Here is a 17,134-nt window from a genome sequence, read left to right as displayed (position 1 = left end):
AAATACCTCAAGTTTACTCTTGAGGTATTTTTATTACATCATCTTTTCAGCAAATTCTTGCTACTCTATCATACTAAAAACTTTAAAAGGCATAACCTTGTCAGAGAATACAAACAGTGAATTTGAAAATGCAGTCAAAACAATGATGCACCATGTCGGAGAAGATCCAAGTCGTGAAGGGTTATTAGATACACCTGCACGCGTGCGAAAAGCCTACGAGTTTATTTACGGCGGATACAAAGAAGATCCTGCGGAAATTTTAAAAAAAGCGCTTTTTACGACCTCTAATGATGAAATGGTTTTGGTAAAAGACATAGAGTTCTATTCTACATGTGAACATCATCTTCTGCCTATTATCGGTCGGGTACATGTGGCTTATATTCCAGACGGAAAAGTGGTCGGACTTTCCAAAATTCCCCGAGTTGTCAATGTATTTGCCCGTCGCATGCAGATTCAAGAACAGCTGACGGAACAGATTGCTGATGCCATTATGGATACGATTGCGCCAAAAGGTGTTGGTGTTGTGATTCAGGCACGTCATATGTGTATGGAGATGCGGGGTGTTGAAAAGATAAACTCAACGACAACATCATCAGCACTGCGCGGACTTTTCAAAAAAGATGAAAAAACACGCAGTGAATTCTTTTCTCTCATTAATTCTCCTACGGGAAACAGATACTAAAACATGCCATTTTCATCACTGAAAGAGAAACTTGCAAATAAAAACTATTCGGTCTCTTTTGGCGAGGTTGTGAAAATCAACGCAACGATTATTACAGCAAAAGGTTTACATGTAAGCATAAGCGATATGGTAAAAATTGTTTCAGATACTACAGGACAGGAGACTGTCGGAATGGTAACGGAGATTGATGCAGATCTCTTTTTCATTACACCTTTTTCATTTGTAGAGGGATTTCGTTCGGGAGATAAAGTATTTTTAGATTCCACAGGCTTGAATATCCCTGTGGGCCCTGCTCTTTTGGGACGTGTAGTAGATCCATTTATGCGCCCTGTTGATGGCAAAGGCAGTCTGAAAGAGGGAAAGCTTACCCCTATCATAAAAGCACCAATAGCGGCAATGAAAAGAGGTATGATAGATGAAGTTTTTTCTGTAGGTGTCAAATCAATTGACGGACTTCTGACCTGTGGAAAAGGACAGAAACTCGGAATATTTGCAGGAAGCGGTGTCGGAAAATCAACGCTGATGGGTATGATTGTCCGCGGAGCAGATGCCCCTATAAAGGTCGTCGCACTCATCGGTGAGCGCGGTCGTGAAGTTCCTGAATTTATAGAAAAGAATCTCGGCGGTGATTTGACAAATACTGTTATAGTTGTGGCAACGTCAGATGACTCTCCTTTGATGCGAAAATACGGTGCTTTTGCCGCAATGAGTGTTGCCGAACATTTTAAGGATCAGGGCAGAGATGTGCTCTTTATTATGGACTCTGTGACGCGGTTTGCTATGGCACAGCGTGAAATAGGACTGGCACTTGGAGAACCGCCGACTTCAAAAGGCTACCCTCCCTCTTCTCTCACCCTTTTGCCCCAGTTAATGGAACGTGCGGGAAAAGAAGAAGGCAAAGGGAGCATTACAGCCTTTTTTACTGTTTTGATAGAGGGGGATGATATGGGTGATCCTATCGCCGATCAGTCCCGTTCCATTTTAGACGGGCATATCGTTCTTTCTCGTGAAATGACAGATTTTGGTATCTATCCGCCTGTGCATATTTTAAATTCGGCTTCAAGGGTTATGAGTGATATCATTACACCGGAGCATCTCAAAGCAGTTATGAAATTTAGACGACTGTATACCCTTCTTAAAGAGAATGAAACACTCATAAGAATAGGTGCCTATACAAAAGGCAGTGATGCTGAACTTGACGAAGCTATTGATAAAAAAGAGGATATGGAAAAATTTATAACGCAAGATTCGACAATACAGATACCGTTTAGTGAGACTGTCGAGGTGTTAATTGCTCTTATGAATTCATAATATTTGTGAATCAAACCAGCTGTCCCGTGAGCGTTTTCCCTCCTGTTCATGAGTAATGGCAAGTTTTTTGGTACTGTATGTTTCATAGCTGTTCATGATAATTCTAATCTCTTTGTCTATACCGAAAATATCAATATAGGAATAAATGATATTTTCAGCACTTTTGAATTTATCTGTGTTGATGAGTTGTTTTATCTGTGTGTAGAAACTGAGCCGAAGAAGATTTCCTGTTCTTTGTCTTCTTGAATGTGTGTATATCAGTTCCCCCAGTCTCTTTTTTATCTGTTGTATATCACCGTTAAGCGCATGTATTTCACACTCATTCATAAGCTTCTGCCAGTGTCTTTCAAGAAGTTTTGTAATTTCAAGATTCTGCAGTCTTGTATCACTGTCTATAAGTTCATAGCATCTTTTAAAATCATTATTTGCATAGTATGAGAGAAATTTTTGCACAGATTGCGCATATTCATATAACTCTTGCAGTATATTTTCGTTACATGTAAAGAGCTGTGTAGATTTTATTTGCCGTAGTGCTTTTTCAATATTGGCACTGTTAATTGTATCTTTTATATTTTGCAACAGTATTTCTTGTGATTTTTGCAGTTCATAATATCCGGGAATATCCTTAAAAGCCTCATTTTTTGAAATAAGCCTGTCAATTGTCCTGTACTCTTTATATTGGAGTGCTTTTAAAAATAGTAAAAAATCTTCATTTTGTCTGAGTAAAAGGTTTATAAACGGGCGTTTTGACAAAATTGTTATGTACGGGAGCAAAAGTTCTTTTGCTTTGTCCAAATTGCCAATGAGTATCTGTTTTTGGGCAAAAACATATGATTTTTTAAAATCAGCTTCCATTTTTTTATAGACAGAGGTATGCTGCAAGGGTGCAAACTTTTCACTGAGTTTGTAGGCAAGAGCATACTTTTTGTCTCTGTAAAAGTGTTCAAAGCTTGCATAATTTTTATGAGCTTTGAACAAAAGCATAATATCATCTGTTTTGCTGTTTATCTGCTGTAGGATATGGAGAATTTTTTTCAGCTCATTTGTATTGGAGTTTATAAGATGAGAAAAAGCTTTTGCATAGAGTTTTTGATAAAGAGTTTCAACTTTTTTATGCTCTTTTGTACCTTGAAGTCGCGGGTCTGCATCAATTATGTTAAAAGCTTTTACAATGTCTTTGCGTAGTATACACATTTTCAGATCATCAGCATCGGCAAATGTAATAGTGTAGAGTTGTTTGTTTTTTAAAGCAACGACAAGCTTTTTCTTATGGGTCAAAATCATAGTATCGACTTCATGCCCGAAGCTGAGATATTTCGGGCTTACAAGCTTTTTGCTTTTAATATTTATAAGCGAAATACTCTTTGATTTTCCGCTTACAAGTGCAAAATCAGTACGGGGGAAATATATAATATTTTTTATTGCACCAAAAGGCATATGCAAAGAGAAGTTTTCTTCATCTTTGTGAAGTTTCTGTATATAGAGTGTGCCATCATGACTGCCAAGCATAAGCGTCTGCTCGTTTATAAAGCATAAAGCCCCGACAGCCACTTTGGAAACACAGAGTTTCTTTATCTGTCGGTGGGACTGCAGATGAATTATACTGACATAACCTCCGTAGCCGCTGCATGCCATATAGTTTCTATGAAAAGCAAAAGCATTGATGTTGTGGTGTTTAAACGAGATAAGACGGGCTATTTCTCTTTGAGTGTCATGCCGGTAGAGCATAACCCTGCCCTCGTTTGTAGCACTGACAATATAAGGCATATCTGGTATAAAATGAAGCGCAGTAACAGTACCATTGTCGGTATAGATAGTTTGCAAAAGACTTTTGTTTGTTAAAGAAACTATATATATTTGAATACCATTGGCTATGGCACAAATATTTTCGCTTGGATGAAAAGCAACGGCAGTTGTTTTATGATTTAACTGTGCGATGGAGAGGATTTTTTTATTTTGACAATCATCAGCATCAAAAATTTGTATACCATGGAGTTTGGTACTGAGCGCTGCAGTGTTATCGTCCAAAGCCTGTAAGGCAGTGATTTGAGAGTGGGCTTTTAGACACTCATAAATCTTTGGCATGCAAGGCTTCTAAAAGATTTTATTCACTAAAAGCTGGGCAGAGACCCTGCCGTTAAACTCATTTTTGGTTACGGAGTAACTACATGTAATCTTTTTATTCTCAGGCATCTCATAAACACGCCGAAAAGCAATAAGCTCTATAGTCTCTCTTTGGTGCGGGAATTGTCTGACTTCAATGCGCGAATGTGATTTGTCCGCACCCATAAGCTTAATGCTCACAACTTCTGCATCCTTTATAAGAAATGTCGGTCGGAGATTTGCTTCCCCGTAAGGTTCAAACTGTTCAAGCAGAGTGAGCAGTTCGGTATCTATATCTTCACTGTTAAGTATACCACTTATCTGTTCTTTGGGTATAAAATCATCATCAGGAATGTTTTGTGCACTTCTGTTGACAGCTTCTCTAAAGGCTGCTATATCCTTTACATGTAAACCCAGCCCTGCTGCCATTTTATGCCCGCCAAACTTAGTGAGCAGGTGTTCATTTTCTTTTATGAGTTCATATATATTGACATCACCGATACTTCTGGCACTCCCTTTGGCTTCTTCATCTTTTATACTCAAAACTATAGCAGGAGATCCAAATTTATCAACCAAACGGGCGGCGACAATGCCTACAACACCTTCATGCCAGTTTTCACCTGCCACAACAATAATTCTATCGTTTTCATTGACAGCATTGAGTGCTTCTTGCGTTGTTTGCGCTTCAGTCTCTTTGCGCAGAGTATTGAGCTGTCCCAAGAGTTCAAACTGTTTATACGCCGTATGTGTATCGGATGCAGTATAAAAATCAAGGGCAATGGAAGCATCTTCCAGACGTCCGGCAGAGTTGATACGCGGCGCTATGTTAAATGCAATATCTTCACTTGTTATGTTTGACTTGTTTAAAAAATCCCTGATAATAACACTGGCAGGCCTGTTAGAGCGCATAAGGAGTCTAAGCCCTTCTTTGACAAGTGTTCTGTTAATGTTGACAAGAGGCATAATGTCCGCAATAATTGCAATCGCCAAAATATCTAAAAACTGCTTCATATCTATACTGAGTGCAAGCTCTTTTTTAACAAGTCCAAGTAAAAGCCAGGCAACCTGTGCGCCACATATCTCTTTAAAAGGATAGTTACATGCAGGGAGCTTTGGATCAACAATAGCATAGGCATCTGGTAAAATATCGCCAGGAGTGTGATGATCGGTAATAATGAGGTCTATACCGCGTTGTTTGCATATATCGGCTGCTTCTGTTGCAGATATTCCGTTATCAACAGTTATAATCAAGTCACTATCCACTCTTTGCAAAACAGTAGGATTTACACCATAACCATCATGAAAACGATTTGGAATGATAGCTTCAAGAGGATAGGGAATTTGCTTGAAAAAATCAACGACTATAGCAGTAGAGCTGACACCGTCTACATCATAATCACCTACTAACGTTATACGTTTGTTAGTACGTATGGCTTGTGCAATTTTTTTTGCGGCTTTATCTGCATCATGAAGTAATTGTGGATTTGGAATTTGGGAAAGTTTTTTGTCTTCTTTGTCAAACCTTTGTGCAAGCAGAGCAAAAAGGTCTGATTTGTTTAAGTGGGGTATATTACTCAGCATTTAAACTGGCATTGACAAATGCTAGTATAGATGGATTTGGTGTCTGCAGACGTGATGTGAATTCTGGGTGAAACTGTACCCCCAAAAACCACGGATGGCCCTGAATCTCTACTGTCTCTATCAATCCGTCAGACTCACCTGTGACTATCATGCCGGCATCTTCAAGCTGCTGTCTGTACGCAGGATTTGCTTCATAACGGTGACGGTGTCTTTCATAGATTGTTTTTTGTCCGTTATAGGCTTGGCGGAGCAAAGAACCCTCTTTTGTATCACACGGGTATTCGCCAAGACGAAGTGTCCCGCCCATTGGTGACTGATGTGTTCTGAGCTGCATACCGCCACTCTGGTCTAAAAAGTTGTCTATAAGATAAATCATAGGGTGTGGAGTGTTTTCATCAAACTCGACAGAGTTTGCTCCTTCAAGGCCGAGTACGTTTCTTGCATATTCAACAAGTGTAAGCTGCATACCAAGACAGATACCAAGATAGGGTACTTTGTTGACACGGGCATATTCAATTGCCTGGATTTTTCCTTCGATACCACGGCTTCCAAAACCGCCGGCTACCAAAATACCGTCACAGTCACTCAGCAGTGTCTCTGCCCCTCTCTCCTCAATCTCTTCAGAATCTACCCAGCAGATTTCGACTCTGCTGTCAAGATGTGCCCCTGCATGTATAAGCGCTTCTGTAAGTGACTTGTAAGACTCTTTAAGTGCCAAATATTTTCCGACAAAACCGATGACAACTTTACCTTTTGGCTGTACGATTTTTTTCACAAGAGAATCCCACTCCTGCATATCGGGAACAATTTCACCAAGTTCAAGCTCTTTGGATATCGGTTTTAAGATATTTTGTCGTAAAAATGACATAGGCACATCATAAATACTTGCCGCGTCAAGTGCTTCTATCACACTGTCAGGGGCAACATCACAACTCATAGCAAGTTTTTTCTTAAATGTTTTTGGCAGAGCATTTTCGCTTCTGGCTATAATCATCTGCGGAGTGATGCCAATACGGCGAAGTTCCTGTACCGAGTGCTGTGTCGGTTTTGATTTCATCTCCCCGGCTGCTTTAATGTAGGGAATAAGGGTTACATGGACAAAAAAAGTACCGGCAACTTCATCATCGTGTTTCATTTGGCGAATCGCTTCCATAAATGGGAGCCCTTCTATGTCGCCCACTGTTCCGCCAAGCTCTACAACAAGAATGTCATGCCCCTCCCCGGCTGCTTTTATACGCTTGACAATTTCACCGACAATATGCGGAACAACTTGAATGGTCTGTCCGAGATAGCCACCCGCACGTTCACGCTCAATGACACTTGAGTAAACCTGCCCTGTTGTAAAGTTTGATGTTTTTAAAAAAGACTTGTCCAGGAAACGTTCATAGTTTCCAATATCAAGATCAGTTTCTGCGCCGTCTTTGGTCACAAAAACCTCCCCGTGTTCCAGCGGACTCATAGTTCCTGGATCGACATTGATATATGGATCAATTTTCAGCATGCCTATATTCTTACCGGCATGTTTGAGTAAAGTACCTATACTGGCAGCTGTAATCCCTTTTCCAAGGGAGCTCAATACCCCACCGGTAACAAAAATGAATTTAGTCATTAAAAAATCTCCATATATATTAAGTATAAGCGCGATTATAGTATATAATGTCTTATTAAATTATGAAAGTAACACTATGCAAAATGTTTTAGTCTATATAATAATCGCTCTTGGACTCTCAATAGTCATTAATATTTTTTTGAAAAAAATAGGTATATCGCAGATTATAGGCTATATTCTTACCGGTACACTTATTGCCTATGGTTTTGATCTGCATAAAGCCAGTCATTCGCATGCTCTGGAGATGGCAGGGGAGTTCGGTATTGTATTTTTGATGTTTACCATAGGACTTGAAATATCTTTGGCAAAAATGGGTTCGATGAAAAGAGAGATTTTTGCCAACGGATTTTTACAGGTCGGCTTGACTACCGTTGTAACTTACCTCCTGGCACATTATATTTTTGCTCTGGGACCAAAATCATCCATAATTATAGCACTGGCATTTTCACTCTCATCAACCGCAATCGTGCTGACATATTTAAAAAGTTCCAAAGAGATTTATACTCCGTATGGACAGAATGCAACGGGGATACTGATTTTTCAGGATATTGCAGTAATTCCTATTTTAATTCTGATAAGCTTTTTAAGCAAAGAGGGAGATCAGGAGATTTTTGTCATTTTGTGGCATACGCTTTTGAGTGTTTCTGTTGTCATCGCTGTAATGTTTACATTCGGCAAGAGAGTTGTTGCCTGGCTGCTGCATTTTTCATCCTCGTCAGAGGTAGACGAACTCTTTATGGGTTCTGTACTCTTTATCGTCATGGCATCTTCTCTTTTTGCCTACTATATGGGCTTTACTTACTCTTTAGGCGCATTTGTGGCCGGCATGATTATCGCCGAAACGAAATACCATCATAAGGTAGAATCAGATATTGCACCATTTAAAGATATTCTTTTGGGAACCTTCTTTGTTGTTGTCGGTATGAAAATTGACATCTTCTTGTTCATTGACAATATCGGGCTTATTATCGGTCTGTTTTTATTGATTTTTATTATAAAGTCGCTTCTTATGTTTTTGGTCTTACGGTTAAGCTCAAGCAGTGCAACTTCTTTAAAAACGGCACTTTTCCTTTCTCAGGTAGGCGAATTTTCATTTGTAATTTTTGCACTCGCGGCATCAGGACATATTATTGATGAGCAGTTGGCTTCTTTGTTGGTTCTGATAGTGATTTTTTCCATGATAGTGACACCGTTTTTTGTTCCCTTCATCAATGCAATAACCACCAGGCTGATAAAAGAAAAAGATATCGTTACAGATATGTCTGCACTCAAAGGACGAGAAAATCATGTGGTTGTGTGCGGATACAGCGTAGTCGGTAAATTTGTGACACAGTATCTTGAAGAACTTGATGTTCCCTATGTTATCATTGACAATTCAAACAAACATGTGCAAGAAGCACTGGAAGAAGGAAAAGAAGCCTATCTCGGAGATGCCTCCAAAACAGCTATTTTGCAAGCGCTTCATATTGAAAAAGCGGCTGCAATTATTGTGACACTGGACAATATAGCAAAGAAACGTCTTATATGCGAAGCGGTACTCAATCATTCAAGAAATGCGAATCTGATTGTAAAAGTGGTCTCGCTGGAAGAAAAAGAGAAGCTTTCAGATCTCAAGATAACAAATATAGTCGATGGAAAAGTAGAGGTGGCACGTGTTTTGGTTGAGAGAATGTTAACCTGCCAGCTCAAATATCGCTAGCAGTCATTAAACTAGTTTCCGCGTGAGCCCGGTTTAATGGCTTGGCTGCCGTCTTTGCAAAGAGGACAGGCATCGGGTGCGTACATTTCAAAGGTGAAATCCGCAAGTGCAAAAAACGGAATGTCCTGAGGCAGTTTGCAGTTTGGTTTTGTCTGCAGATCACTGCCCTCTCTGTGGCAAAAGCCACGGTTGGCCAGTGCCGCAACACCCACTATTTCACCGCCGAGTTCTTTGACAACGGCTGCTGCTTCCATAGCACTTCCACCGGTTGTTATGATATCCTCACACATTAAAACTTTTTCGCCCGGTTTTATTTCAAAACCACGGCGAACAGTCATCTTGCCGTCAACCCGCTCCGCAAATATACTTCTTACATTAAGTGCCGTAGCAAGTGCAAAACCTGCAATCAAACCACCAAGAGCCGGAGCGCAGACAGTATCAACCTGCAGGCCGCTTGCTTTGATCTGCTTGGCAAGTTCATCTGCTAAAAGTTTTGCTGTTTTAGGGTCTTCCAGGACTTTTGCAGACTGAAGATAAAATTGTGAATGATTGCCGGAGCTCAGTTTGAAATGTCCCTCTAAAAGAGCATCGGCATCCATATATATTTTTTTTATGTCCACGAATCAGACCTTTAGTATTTCAGCTTCTTTCTCTTTTAAGATGCTGTCAACTTTGGAGATATATTTGTCTGTAATCTTTTGTATATTGTCCTGAGCGGATTTAGATTCATCCTGCGTAATCTCTTTTTCTTTTTCAAGCTTTTTGATTTTGTCGTTGGCGTCACGTCTGTCATTTCTGATGGATACTTTGGCATTTTCACCCATAGTTTTCATTTTTTTTACAGATTCCTGACGCTGCTCCACTGTCATGGCAGGAAAGAAAAGTTTAATCTGTTCTCCGTCATTATTAGGATTTACGCCGATATTGGCCGCATTGATGGCAGATTCGATATCCGATAAAAGATTTTTCTCCCAAGGATTAATGACAATTGTTGTGGCATCGGTTGCCAAAACAGAACCCACTTGATCAAGTGGTGTAGGCGTACCGTAATAGTCAATTTTTACATTGTCCAGTACGGCAGTTGTGACCTTACCTGTTCTAAGCGTTTTGAAATCTCTTTGCATATGTTCAATGCTGCCTTGCATTTTCGTTTCACATTCATTAAATATTTCGTTCAACATTCTGTTTTTCTCCTTGAAAAGATTATTTTTTTGGTGTTTCCGGTTTTGCAGTTGAAGCCGCCGGTACTGCAGGAGCAGCAACATTTGTTGTCGGAACCATTTCGTCTATCACAGAAGACTGTGCAGACTGAGAATACATGTATCCCAGTGTGATGGTATTGACAACAAACAAAAAGCCGATGGTAAATGTCGTTTTTGCCAAGAAACTGCTTGGTCCTTTTGCACCAAAAACTGATTCATTTGAACCACTGTAAGCACCAAGGCCTATACTTGAGCTTTTTTGCAACAGCACAGCTATGACCAAGATGATGACTAAGACGATTTGAATTATAAGTAAAAGACTGGTTGTCATATATTTTCCTAAATTATAAAGTGGAGAATTATATCTAAAAAACCTTATATTATCAAACTCTAAAAAAGAGGGTATAATTACAATTATTAAATAAAAATTATTTCGAAGGGTGGGCAGTGAAAAATATAAAAATTATTGCATTGATTCTTATTTTGCTTATGGCAAGTCTGTTTCTTGTTATAGAAAATGAAAAAAAACCTCAAACAAATACAAAACCGATAGTCGGGGTAACCACATTTGCCCTTTATGACATTACAAAGCATATTGCAGGCGATACTCTTGATGTCGTGAATATTTTGCCTTTTGGCGTTGACCCTCACAGTTTTGAGCCAACTCCAAAGCTTATGGGCAACATAGAAAAAAGTGCCTTGGTTTTTTACAGCGGCGCGGGATTGGAACCATGGGTGCACGGATTTGCATTTAAACAAAAGGCTGTAAATATCAGCAAGTATGTGAAATTACGGGAACTTGCAGATACGGATGAAAACGAAGAAGAGGAACATGCCGGGCATCACCATCATGAAGGAGTAGACCCTCACTACTGGCTTGATTTTGACAATATGAAAAAAGCCGCAAAAGTAATAACAAAAGAGCTTATTGCACTGCAGCCTCAATATAAAGAACTTTACATCAAAAACAGAGATAGTTATATAAAGATGTTGGATGCACTTGAGCAGGAATACAAACAAAGACTTGTAAACTGTAGGCAAAAAAGTGTTGTTGTTACACATAATGCTCTTGGCTATGTTGCAGACAGGTACGGATTTGGAGTAGAATCATTGACGGGACTCTCTCCTGAAGCCCAGCCAAGTGCCAAAGCAATGAAAAGAGTTTTTCAGGATATTCGCAAAAAAGGCATACAGACAATTTTTTATGAAAATTTTGTAAATGACAAGGTAACCAAAACAATAGCAAAGGATGCAAATATCACTGTTGATGTTTTTCAGCCTTTGGGTAATATCACAGCAGATGAAGCCAAGGCGGGTATGACGTACCAGACAATTATGCAAAAAAATCTTAAAAAACTCTCAAAGGCGCTTATGTGCAGATGAAATTCAAAGTTCCCATCTTTGATGTAAAAAATCTTAATTTTACTGTTCGTGGGCAGACAATCCTCCAGGATATTTCCTTTGAAATTTTCGAGGGAGAATACATCGCCATTATCGGACCAAACGGTGGTGGAAAAACAACACTTATTCGTATGCTGCTTGGGCTAGAACAGCCTACATCCGGGGAAATCAGGATATTTGGCAAAAAGCTAAAAGAGTTTAAAGAGTGGTATAAAATAGGCTATGTGCCACAGCGCGCAACGCTCGTAGACGAAAACTTTCCGGCGACTGTTGAAGATATTGTAAAAATGGGACGCATCGCAAAAAGAGGCATACTGGCCGGCATCAGCAGAGAAGATAAAGAGATGGTAGAAGATGCCATGATAAAAATGGATATTCTTAATTTAAGAAATAAAATGGTTGGTACACTCTCGGGTGGTCAGCGTCAACGGGTCATGATAGCAAGAGCTCTGGCCTCTTGCCCAAAAATTCTGATTCTTGACGAACCAAATACCGGTGTAGATATGGTGTCTCAGCAAAGATTTTACACATTGCTGGCAAAGTTGAATAAAGAAGAAAAGATAACCATTTTGTTTATCACGCATGATATCGGTGTTATAGCTGATGATATCGGACGTTTATTCACGATAAACCAAAAAGCGACAATTTGTAATGACCCAAAAAAGATGCTTTCTTGTGAAGAGGTGAGTGATTTGTACGGCATAGATGCTCATGCACTTCATCACCACAAGCATGAGCATTAAGGATTCCTATGTTTGAAATGTTTGAATATGATTTTATGCAAAGAGCCTTTGTTGCAGGACTTTTTATAGCCGTGCTGGCTTCTGTAAGCGGAAATTTTGTAGTACTTCGCCGTTACTCTCTTATGAGTGAGACTCTGGCACATTCGGCACTTGTCGGGGTTGCTGTAGGACTTGTGGCAGGATATAATCCTTTGTGGGTTGCTGTTGGCGTTGCGATTGCTTCGGCATGGTTGATAGAATATCTGCGAAGTGCATTTTCACTTTACAGCGATGCCATATTGGCTATAATCCTTTCAGGTTCACTGGCAATTGCTGTGATTATTGTCTCTTTGGGCGGCGCTTTTAACAACTCTCTTTTTTCTTATCTGTTTGGTTCTATTTTATCGGTGACAAATGAGGATGTAATGACAATAGTCACAGTGGGGAGTCTCTCTTTACTCTTTTTACTGCTTTTTTCAAAAGAACTTTATTTTATTGCTTATGACGAAGAAGTGGCTCAAACAAGCGGTATCAAAGTAAAGTTTTTAAACTTTTTACTTGTTACCGTAGTGGCTGTTATTATTGCACTTTCGATTCGGGTTGTGGGAAGTTTGCTTATCGGAGCTTTGATGGTGATTCCGACTGTTGCTGCCTTGCAGTACAGAGTGGGCTTTAGAAGTACAATGCTTATTTCACTCTTTTTTGCCCTTTTCAGTGTTATATTTGGGATGAGTCTTTCCTACTACTATTCTTTACCTTCCGGGGCTACTATAGTACTCTCAATTATAGTTATTTTTATTGTTTCACTGATAATAAACAAGAAATGATAGAGAACAGATGAAGATAAGTTCTGAATTTTCCAAGTATGCTATGCATTATGGTTCTTATAATGTTATTCAGCAAAAAGTGGCAGATAAACTTCTCTCTCTGGTCACCTCACAGCCAAAAAATATTTTGGACCTTGGTTGCGGAAGCGGTACTTTGGCAAGAAAAATAAATTGGCAGTATGATAAACTGATGGCGGTTGATTTTGCTCCGGGAATGTTGGAATTGCATCCAAAATCTCAAAAGATAGAGTGCATTTACGGAAACTTTAATGATGTAAATCTTTTTGAAATGCTAAGAGAATACAATTTTGATTATATTCTCTCTGCTTCGGCATTGCAATGGGCAGATGATATGGAAAAAACATTCCAACAACTGCAAGCTTTTCATGCCCCTGTTGCACTCGCAGTTTTTACTGCAAATACATTTAAAACCTTACATGCAACAGCAGGGTTGGAACCACTGCTTATAGATACATGTAAGCTTGAGTCTCTGCAAAAAAAGTATTTTAATGCCCGATTTGAAGTAGTACGGTATAAGCTGGACTTTGATAATGTGAGAGATATGTTCCGTTATATAAAAAAGAGCGGAGTCAGTGCCTCCCGCAATGTTTTAAGCTACAAAGAGATGAAAAAACTGATGCAGGAGTATCCCTTAAGCTATTTGGAGTTTGAAGTAGCCTTTATCTATTGAGCATGACTTCTTTTTCTAAATTGTAGAGCTCATAACGTAAGGTTTTAAAATTTTCACTGTAGTCTATGTTGTCTAGCTTAAACAACTCTTCTAAAACCCTGGCAGATTCCTGCGCCCGTTTAAAGTTGGCAGTCAGAATATCTTCAAGTGAAGAACGGTTTTGTTCACTTTTTGTAGAGGGTCGCAAGACATCATTTATACTGTCTCTGTTTTTAAGCAGCTCTTTTGTTTCTTGAATCTGTGCTTTGTGACGGAGTGATTTTAGTTTGGAGGAGAGTTCTTTGTTATTGTCTTTATATCGAAGTATATCTTCAACAACACGTATGCCTTCTTTGAGGCGGTTCAGGTTGGCATCAATCACCCGAAAAAGTTCGGGTGAGAGAGAGTTACTCTTCATTTCCAAAGATACCAAAAAGCTGCAGGAGTGCTATAAAGATGTTTAAAAAATCTAAATAAAGTGCAATTGCACCGTCAATAGGAGTTTGGTACGCTCCTTTCATAATATTTTGTGTATCATAAATCACCAGAATACTGAAAAGTATTACTACCGCTCCGGCAATAATAATTTGAAACATCGGATTCCCAAGGAATATATTAATTATTGAAAACCCGATAATTACAAACAGAGCAATCATTAAAGGCTTTCCGTATCCTGTAAAATCCTTTGTACTTTTTATAGCAAAAAAGCTCATTGCTCCAAATACTACCGCTGTCATTGCAAAAGCATTACCGACTATTGCGCCACCACTGTTCATTCCAAGTGTATAAGCCAATAACGGTGCTGTTGTAAGTCCTGTCACAAAGACAAAAGCAAACATTACAAGCAGATTGATACCTGGTTTGTTTTTTACAAACTGTAACCCGATTAAAAGACCAATTTCTAAAAAGAAAAGCGGCCAGATTAAACCCGAAATAGTGCCAGCCAAAGGTACACCAACATAAGCCCCGGCAGCTCCTGCAAGCATTGACGCGGCAAACAGCTTGTAAGTCTCTTTTACAAAAGAGACTATCTGCGCTTCACTGCGACTTTCTACTTGCGAAGCATAAGTATTACCTCTTGCATAATCACGATCATATAGTCCCATAATTTTTTCCTTTTTCAATATCTATCCATAAGATATTTTTTTATTTTAGTGAATTCTATAGATAAAAAGTTAATGGAAGGCAACATAAGAGAAGAAGAATGCTTACACTATAATATATATCAGTGAACAAGCTATGCTAAAATAAGCAAAACTAATTCTAAACGAAACAGACCCAAAAGAAATTTGAAATTTCTCTCAAATACTATTGACATTAAAGTCGAAATCCCCTATAATTCCCATCCACAAACAGAGAGACCTTGTTTAAAAGGCCTAAAGAGACTTCGAGTTGAAGCCGCTGAATATGTTTGAGATCATTGAAAACTAAGCAAGTAAGAGACTTTTTAACTTTAGAGTTAAAGAGATAAATTACTTAGAAATAACTAATAAACAACAACCGTCTATTCTATTTTGAAATCCATACAGGTTTACCTGAATGGTTCCCTTAATAGTAATAGATAACTATACAGTCTAGTAATAAGACCTTAAGCAGTTTTATTAAGACTTAAAATAACAAAGCCAATGATTTAATAATCTTGGGCAAAAGATCAGTAATAAGTTTACTTATCTTTCTATAATGTTATAGTGGGTTTCATAAAGCTAAAGCAAAAATGCACCAGTGCATTGAGCCTCACGCTGAGTGAAACCCAGTGTTAACGCAGAGAAGGAACTTGGTTCCTTCTCGTTTCAATTATGGAGAGTTTGATCCTGGCTCAGAATGAACGCTGGCGGCGTGCTTAACACATGCAAGTCGAACGGTAACAGAGAGAAGCTTGCTTCTCTGCTGACGAGTGGCGCACGGGTGAGTAATATATAGATAATGTGCCCCTTGGACCGGGATAGCCATTGGAAACGATGATTAATACCGGATACTCCTTCTGCTCATAAGAGTAGTCGGGAAATGGATTCCGCCAAGGGATCGGTCTATATCCCATCAGCTTGTTGGTAGTGTAAGAGACTACCAAGGCAATGACGGGTAGCGGGTTTGAGAGGATGATCCGCCACACTGGTACTGAGACACGGACCAGACTCCTACGGGAGGCAGCAGTGAGGAATATTGCACAATGGGGGGAACCCTGATGCAGCAACGCCGCGTGGAGGATGACGCATTTCGGTGTGTAAACTCCTTTTATATGTCAAGAAAATGACGGTAGCATATGAATAAGCACCGGCTAACTCCGTGCCAGCAGCCGCGGTAATACGGAGGGTGCAAGCGTTATTCGGAATCACTGGGCGTAAAGGACGCGTAGGCGGGTTGGCAAGTCAGATGTGAAATCCTACAGCTTAACTGTAGAACTGCATTTGAAACTGCCGACCTAGAGTATGGGAGGGGGAGATGGAATTAGTGGTGTAGGGGTAAAATCCGTAGATATCACTAGGAATACCGAAAGCGAAGGCGATCTCCTGGAACATAACTGACGCTAAGGCGTGAAAGCGTGGGGAGCAAACAGGATTAGATACCCTGGTAGTCCACGCCCTAAACGATGTTCACTAGTCGTCGCTCTGCTAGTCAGGGCGGTGATGCACTTAACAGATTAAGTGAACCGCCTGGGGAGTACGGTCGCAAGATTAAAACTCAAAGGAATAGACGGGGACCCGCACAAGTGGTGGAGCATGTGGTTTAATTCGAAGATACGCGAAGAACCTTACCTAGCCTTGACATTGAGAGAACCTGCCAGAGATGGCGGGGTGCCCTTCGGGGAGCTCGAAAACAGGTGCTGCACGGCTGTCGTCAGCTCGTGTCGTGAGATGTTGGGTTAAGTCCCGCAACGAGCGCAACCCTCGTCCTTAGTTGCTAGCAGGTTAAGCTGAGCACTCTAAGGAGACTGCCTTCGTAAGGAGGAGGAAGGTGAGGACGACGTCAAGTCATCATGGCCCTTATGGCTAGGGCTACACACGTGCTACAATGGGGCGTACAGAGTGTTGCGATACCGCGAGGTGGAGCTAATCACTTAAAGCGTCTCTCAGTTCGGATTGGAGTCTGCAACTCGACTCCATGAAGCTGGAATCACTAGTAATCGTAGATCAGCAATGCTACGGTGAATACGTTCCCGGGTCTTGTACTCACCGCCCGTCACACCATGGGAGTTGATTTCACCCGAAATCGGGAAGCGAACCTTCGGGGCGCTACCGCTTACGGTGGAATTAGCGACTGGGGTGAAGTCGTAACAAGGTAACCGTAGGAGAACCTGCGGTTGGATCACCTCCTTTCTAGAGTAAAGTC

15 protein-coding genes and 1 rRNA gene are annotated in these 17,134 nt (G+C 40.1%); 8 read left to right on the top strand and 8 right to left on the bottom strand.

Going from position 1 to position 17,134, the window contains the following annotated elements; translation table 11 throughout:
- Positions 1–97 precede the first annotated feature (97 nt).
- Positions 98–682, top strand: a complete 585-nt coding sequence (gene folE / locus LCX93_RS12465; RefSeq protein WP_255613234.1) for a GTP cyclohydrolase I FolE — start codon at positions 98–100, stop codon at positions 680–682.
- A 3-nt stretch (positions 683–685) separates the two neighbouring features.
- The gene (gene fliI, locus LCX93_RS12460) at positions 686–1,993 is read left to right on the top strand and encodes a flagellar protein export ATPase FliI (protein WP_193150773.1); all 1,308 of its coding nucleotides are present in this window, start codon (positions 686–688) and stop codon (positions 1,991–1,993) included.
- On the opposite strand, the gene LCX93_RS12455 is transcribed toward fliI, so the two are convergent.
- From LCX93_RS12455 to pyrG, 3 genes are read right to left on the bottom strand one after another with little or no spacing between them, the layout of a single operon-like run.
- Complete coding sequence (locus LCX93_RS12455) at positions 1,988–4,078, bottom strand: WD40 repeat domain-containing protein (RefSeq protein WP_226066728.1); 2,091 nt, start codon at positions 4,076–4,078, stop codon at positions 1,988–1,990. The two genes, fliI and LCX93_RS12455, sit on opposite strands and share 6 nt — an antisense overlap.
- 9 nt (positions 4,079–4,087) lie before the next feature.
- Complete coding sequence (gene recJ / locus LCX93_RS12450; protein WP_226066726.1) at positions 4,088–5,677, bottom strand: single-stranded-DNA-specific exonuclease RecJ; 1,590 nt, start codon at positions 5,675–5,677, stop codon at positions 4,088–4,090.
- Positions 5,667–7,286: a CTP synthase gene (gene pyrG, locus LCX93_RS12445; protein WP_226066723.1), complete on the bottom strand. Its 1,620-nt coding sequence runs from the start codon at positions 7,284–7,286 to the stop codon at positions 5,667–5,669. Before pyrG ends, recJ begins: the two co-directional genes overlap by 11 nt.
- 76 nt (positions 7,287–7,362) lie before the next feature.
- On the opposite strand from pyrG, the gene LCX93_RS12440 reads away from it, so the two are divergent.
- Positions 7,363–8,985 (top strand): cation:proton antiporter, encoded by a 1,623-nt coding sequence (locus tag LCX93_RS12440; RefSeq protein WP_226066721.1) that lies wholly within the window; start codon positions 7,363–7,365, stop codon positions 8,983–8,985.
- 11 nt (positions 8,986–8,996) lie between these two features.
- Here the strand turns inward: LCX93_RS12440 and pyrE are convergent, their stop codons facing one another.
- The 3 genes from pyrE to secG are packed head-to-tail and all read right to left on the bottom strand — an operon-like array spanning position 8,997 to position 10,518.
- Complete coding sequence (pyrE, locus tag LCX93_RS12435; RefSeq protein ID WP_226066680.1) at positions 8,997–9,605, bottom strand: orotate phosphoribosyltransferase; 609 nt, start codon at positions 9,603–9,605, stop codon at positions 8,997–8,999.
- Between the two features lie 3 nt (positions 9,606–9,608).
- Complete coding sequence (gene frr, locus LCX93_RS12430) at positions 9,609–10,166, bottom strand: ribosome recycling factor (protein WP_226066677.1); 558 nt, start codon at positions 10,164–10,166, stop codon at positions 9,609–9,611.
- Positions 10,167–10,188: 22 nt separating this feature from the next.
- A complete protein-coding gene (gene secG, locus LCX93_RS12425; RefSeq protein WP_193150766.1) occupies positions 10,189–10,518 on the bottom strand; it encodes a preprotein translocase subunit SecG in 330 nt (109 codons plus the stop codon).
- 116 nt (positions 10,519–10,634) lie between these two features.
- Here secG and LCX93_RS12420 point away from each other — a divergent pair, with 116 nt between their 5' ends.
- Genes LCX93_RS12420 through LCX93_RS12405 form a run of 4 tightly spaced genes read left to right on the top strand, consistent with a single transcriptional unit; the run spans position 10,635 to position 13,828 of the window.
- On the top strand, positions 10,635–11,570 hold the full coding sequence (locus tag LCX93_RS12420; protein WP_226066664.1) for a metal ABC transporter substrate-binding protein: 936 nt from the start codon (positions 10,635–10,637) through the stop codon (positions 11,568–11,570).
- Positions 11,567–12,331 carry a metal ABC transporter ATP-binding protein gene (locus LCX93_RS12415; protein WP_226066661.1) on the top strand — a complete coding sequence of 255 codons (765 nt, stop codon included), beginning with the start codon at positions 11,567–11,569 and terminating at the stop codon, positions 12,329–12,331. Before LCX93_RS12420 ends, LCX93_RS12415 begins: the two co-directional genes overlap by 4 nt.
- Before the next feature lie 8 nt (positions 12,332–12,339).
- Positions 12,340–13,137, top strand: a complete 798-nt coding sequence (locus tag LCX93_RS12410) for a metal ABC transporter permease (RefSeq protein ID WP_193150763.1) — start codon at positions 12,340–12,342, stop codon at positions 13,135–13,137.
- A gap of 10 nt (positions 13,138–13,147) precedes the next feature.
- A complete protein-coding gene (locus tag LCX93_RS12405; RefSeq protein ID WP_226066658.1) occupies positions 13,148–13,828 on the top strand; it encodes a methyltransferase domain-containing protein in 681 nt (226 codons plus the stop codon).
- Here LCX93_RS12405 and LCX93_RS12400 read toward each other — a convergent pair.
- Both LCX93_RS12400 and LCX93_RS12395 read right to left on the bottom strand, forming a co-directional pair.
- On the bottom strand, positions 13,818–14,225 hold the full coding sequence (locus LCX93_RS12400) for a thiamine-phosphate pyrophosphorylase (RefSeq protein ID WP_226066655.1): 408 nt from the start codon (positions 14,223–14,225) through the stop codon (positions 13,818–13,820). The two genes, LCX93_RS12405 and LCX93_RS12400, sit on opposite strands and share 11 nt — an antisense overlap.
- Positions 14,215–14,913, bottom strand: coding sequence for a Bax inhibitor-1/YccA family protein (locus LCX93_RS12395; RefSeq protein ID WP_226066653.1), 699 nt, complete (start codon positions 14,911–14,913; stop codon positions 14,215–14,217). The genes LCX93_RS12400 and LCX93_RS12395 overlap by 11 nt, the downstream gene beginning before the upstream one ends.
- Positions 14,914–15,600: 687 nt before the next feature.
- On the opposite strand from LCX93_RS12395, the gene LCX93_RS12390 reads away from it, so the two are divergent.
- Positions 15,601–17,121 (top strand): 16S ribosomal RNA (locus tag LCX93_RS12390).
- The last annotated feature ends 13 nt before the right edge of the window (positions 17,122–17,134 follow it).

It is taken from the genome of Sulfurimonas sp. SWIR-19 (assembly GCF_020410885.1).
GTDB classification, from domain to species: Bacteria; Campylobacterota; Campylobacteria; order Campylobacterales; family Sulfurimonadaceae; genus Sulfurimonas; species Sulfurimonas sediminis.
The sequence above is the reverse complement of the archived record's forward strand: the minus strand, read 5'-3'. Positions and strand labels throughout refer to the sequence as shown.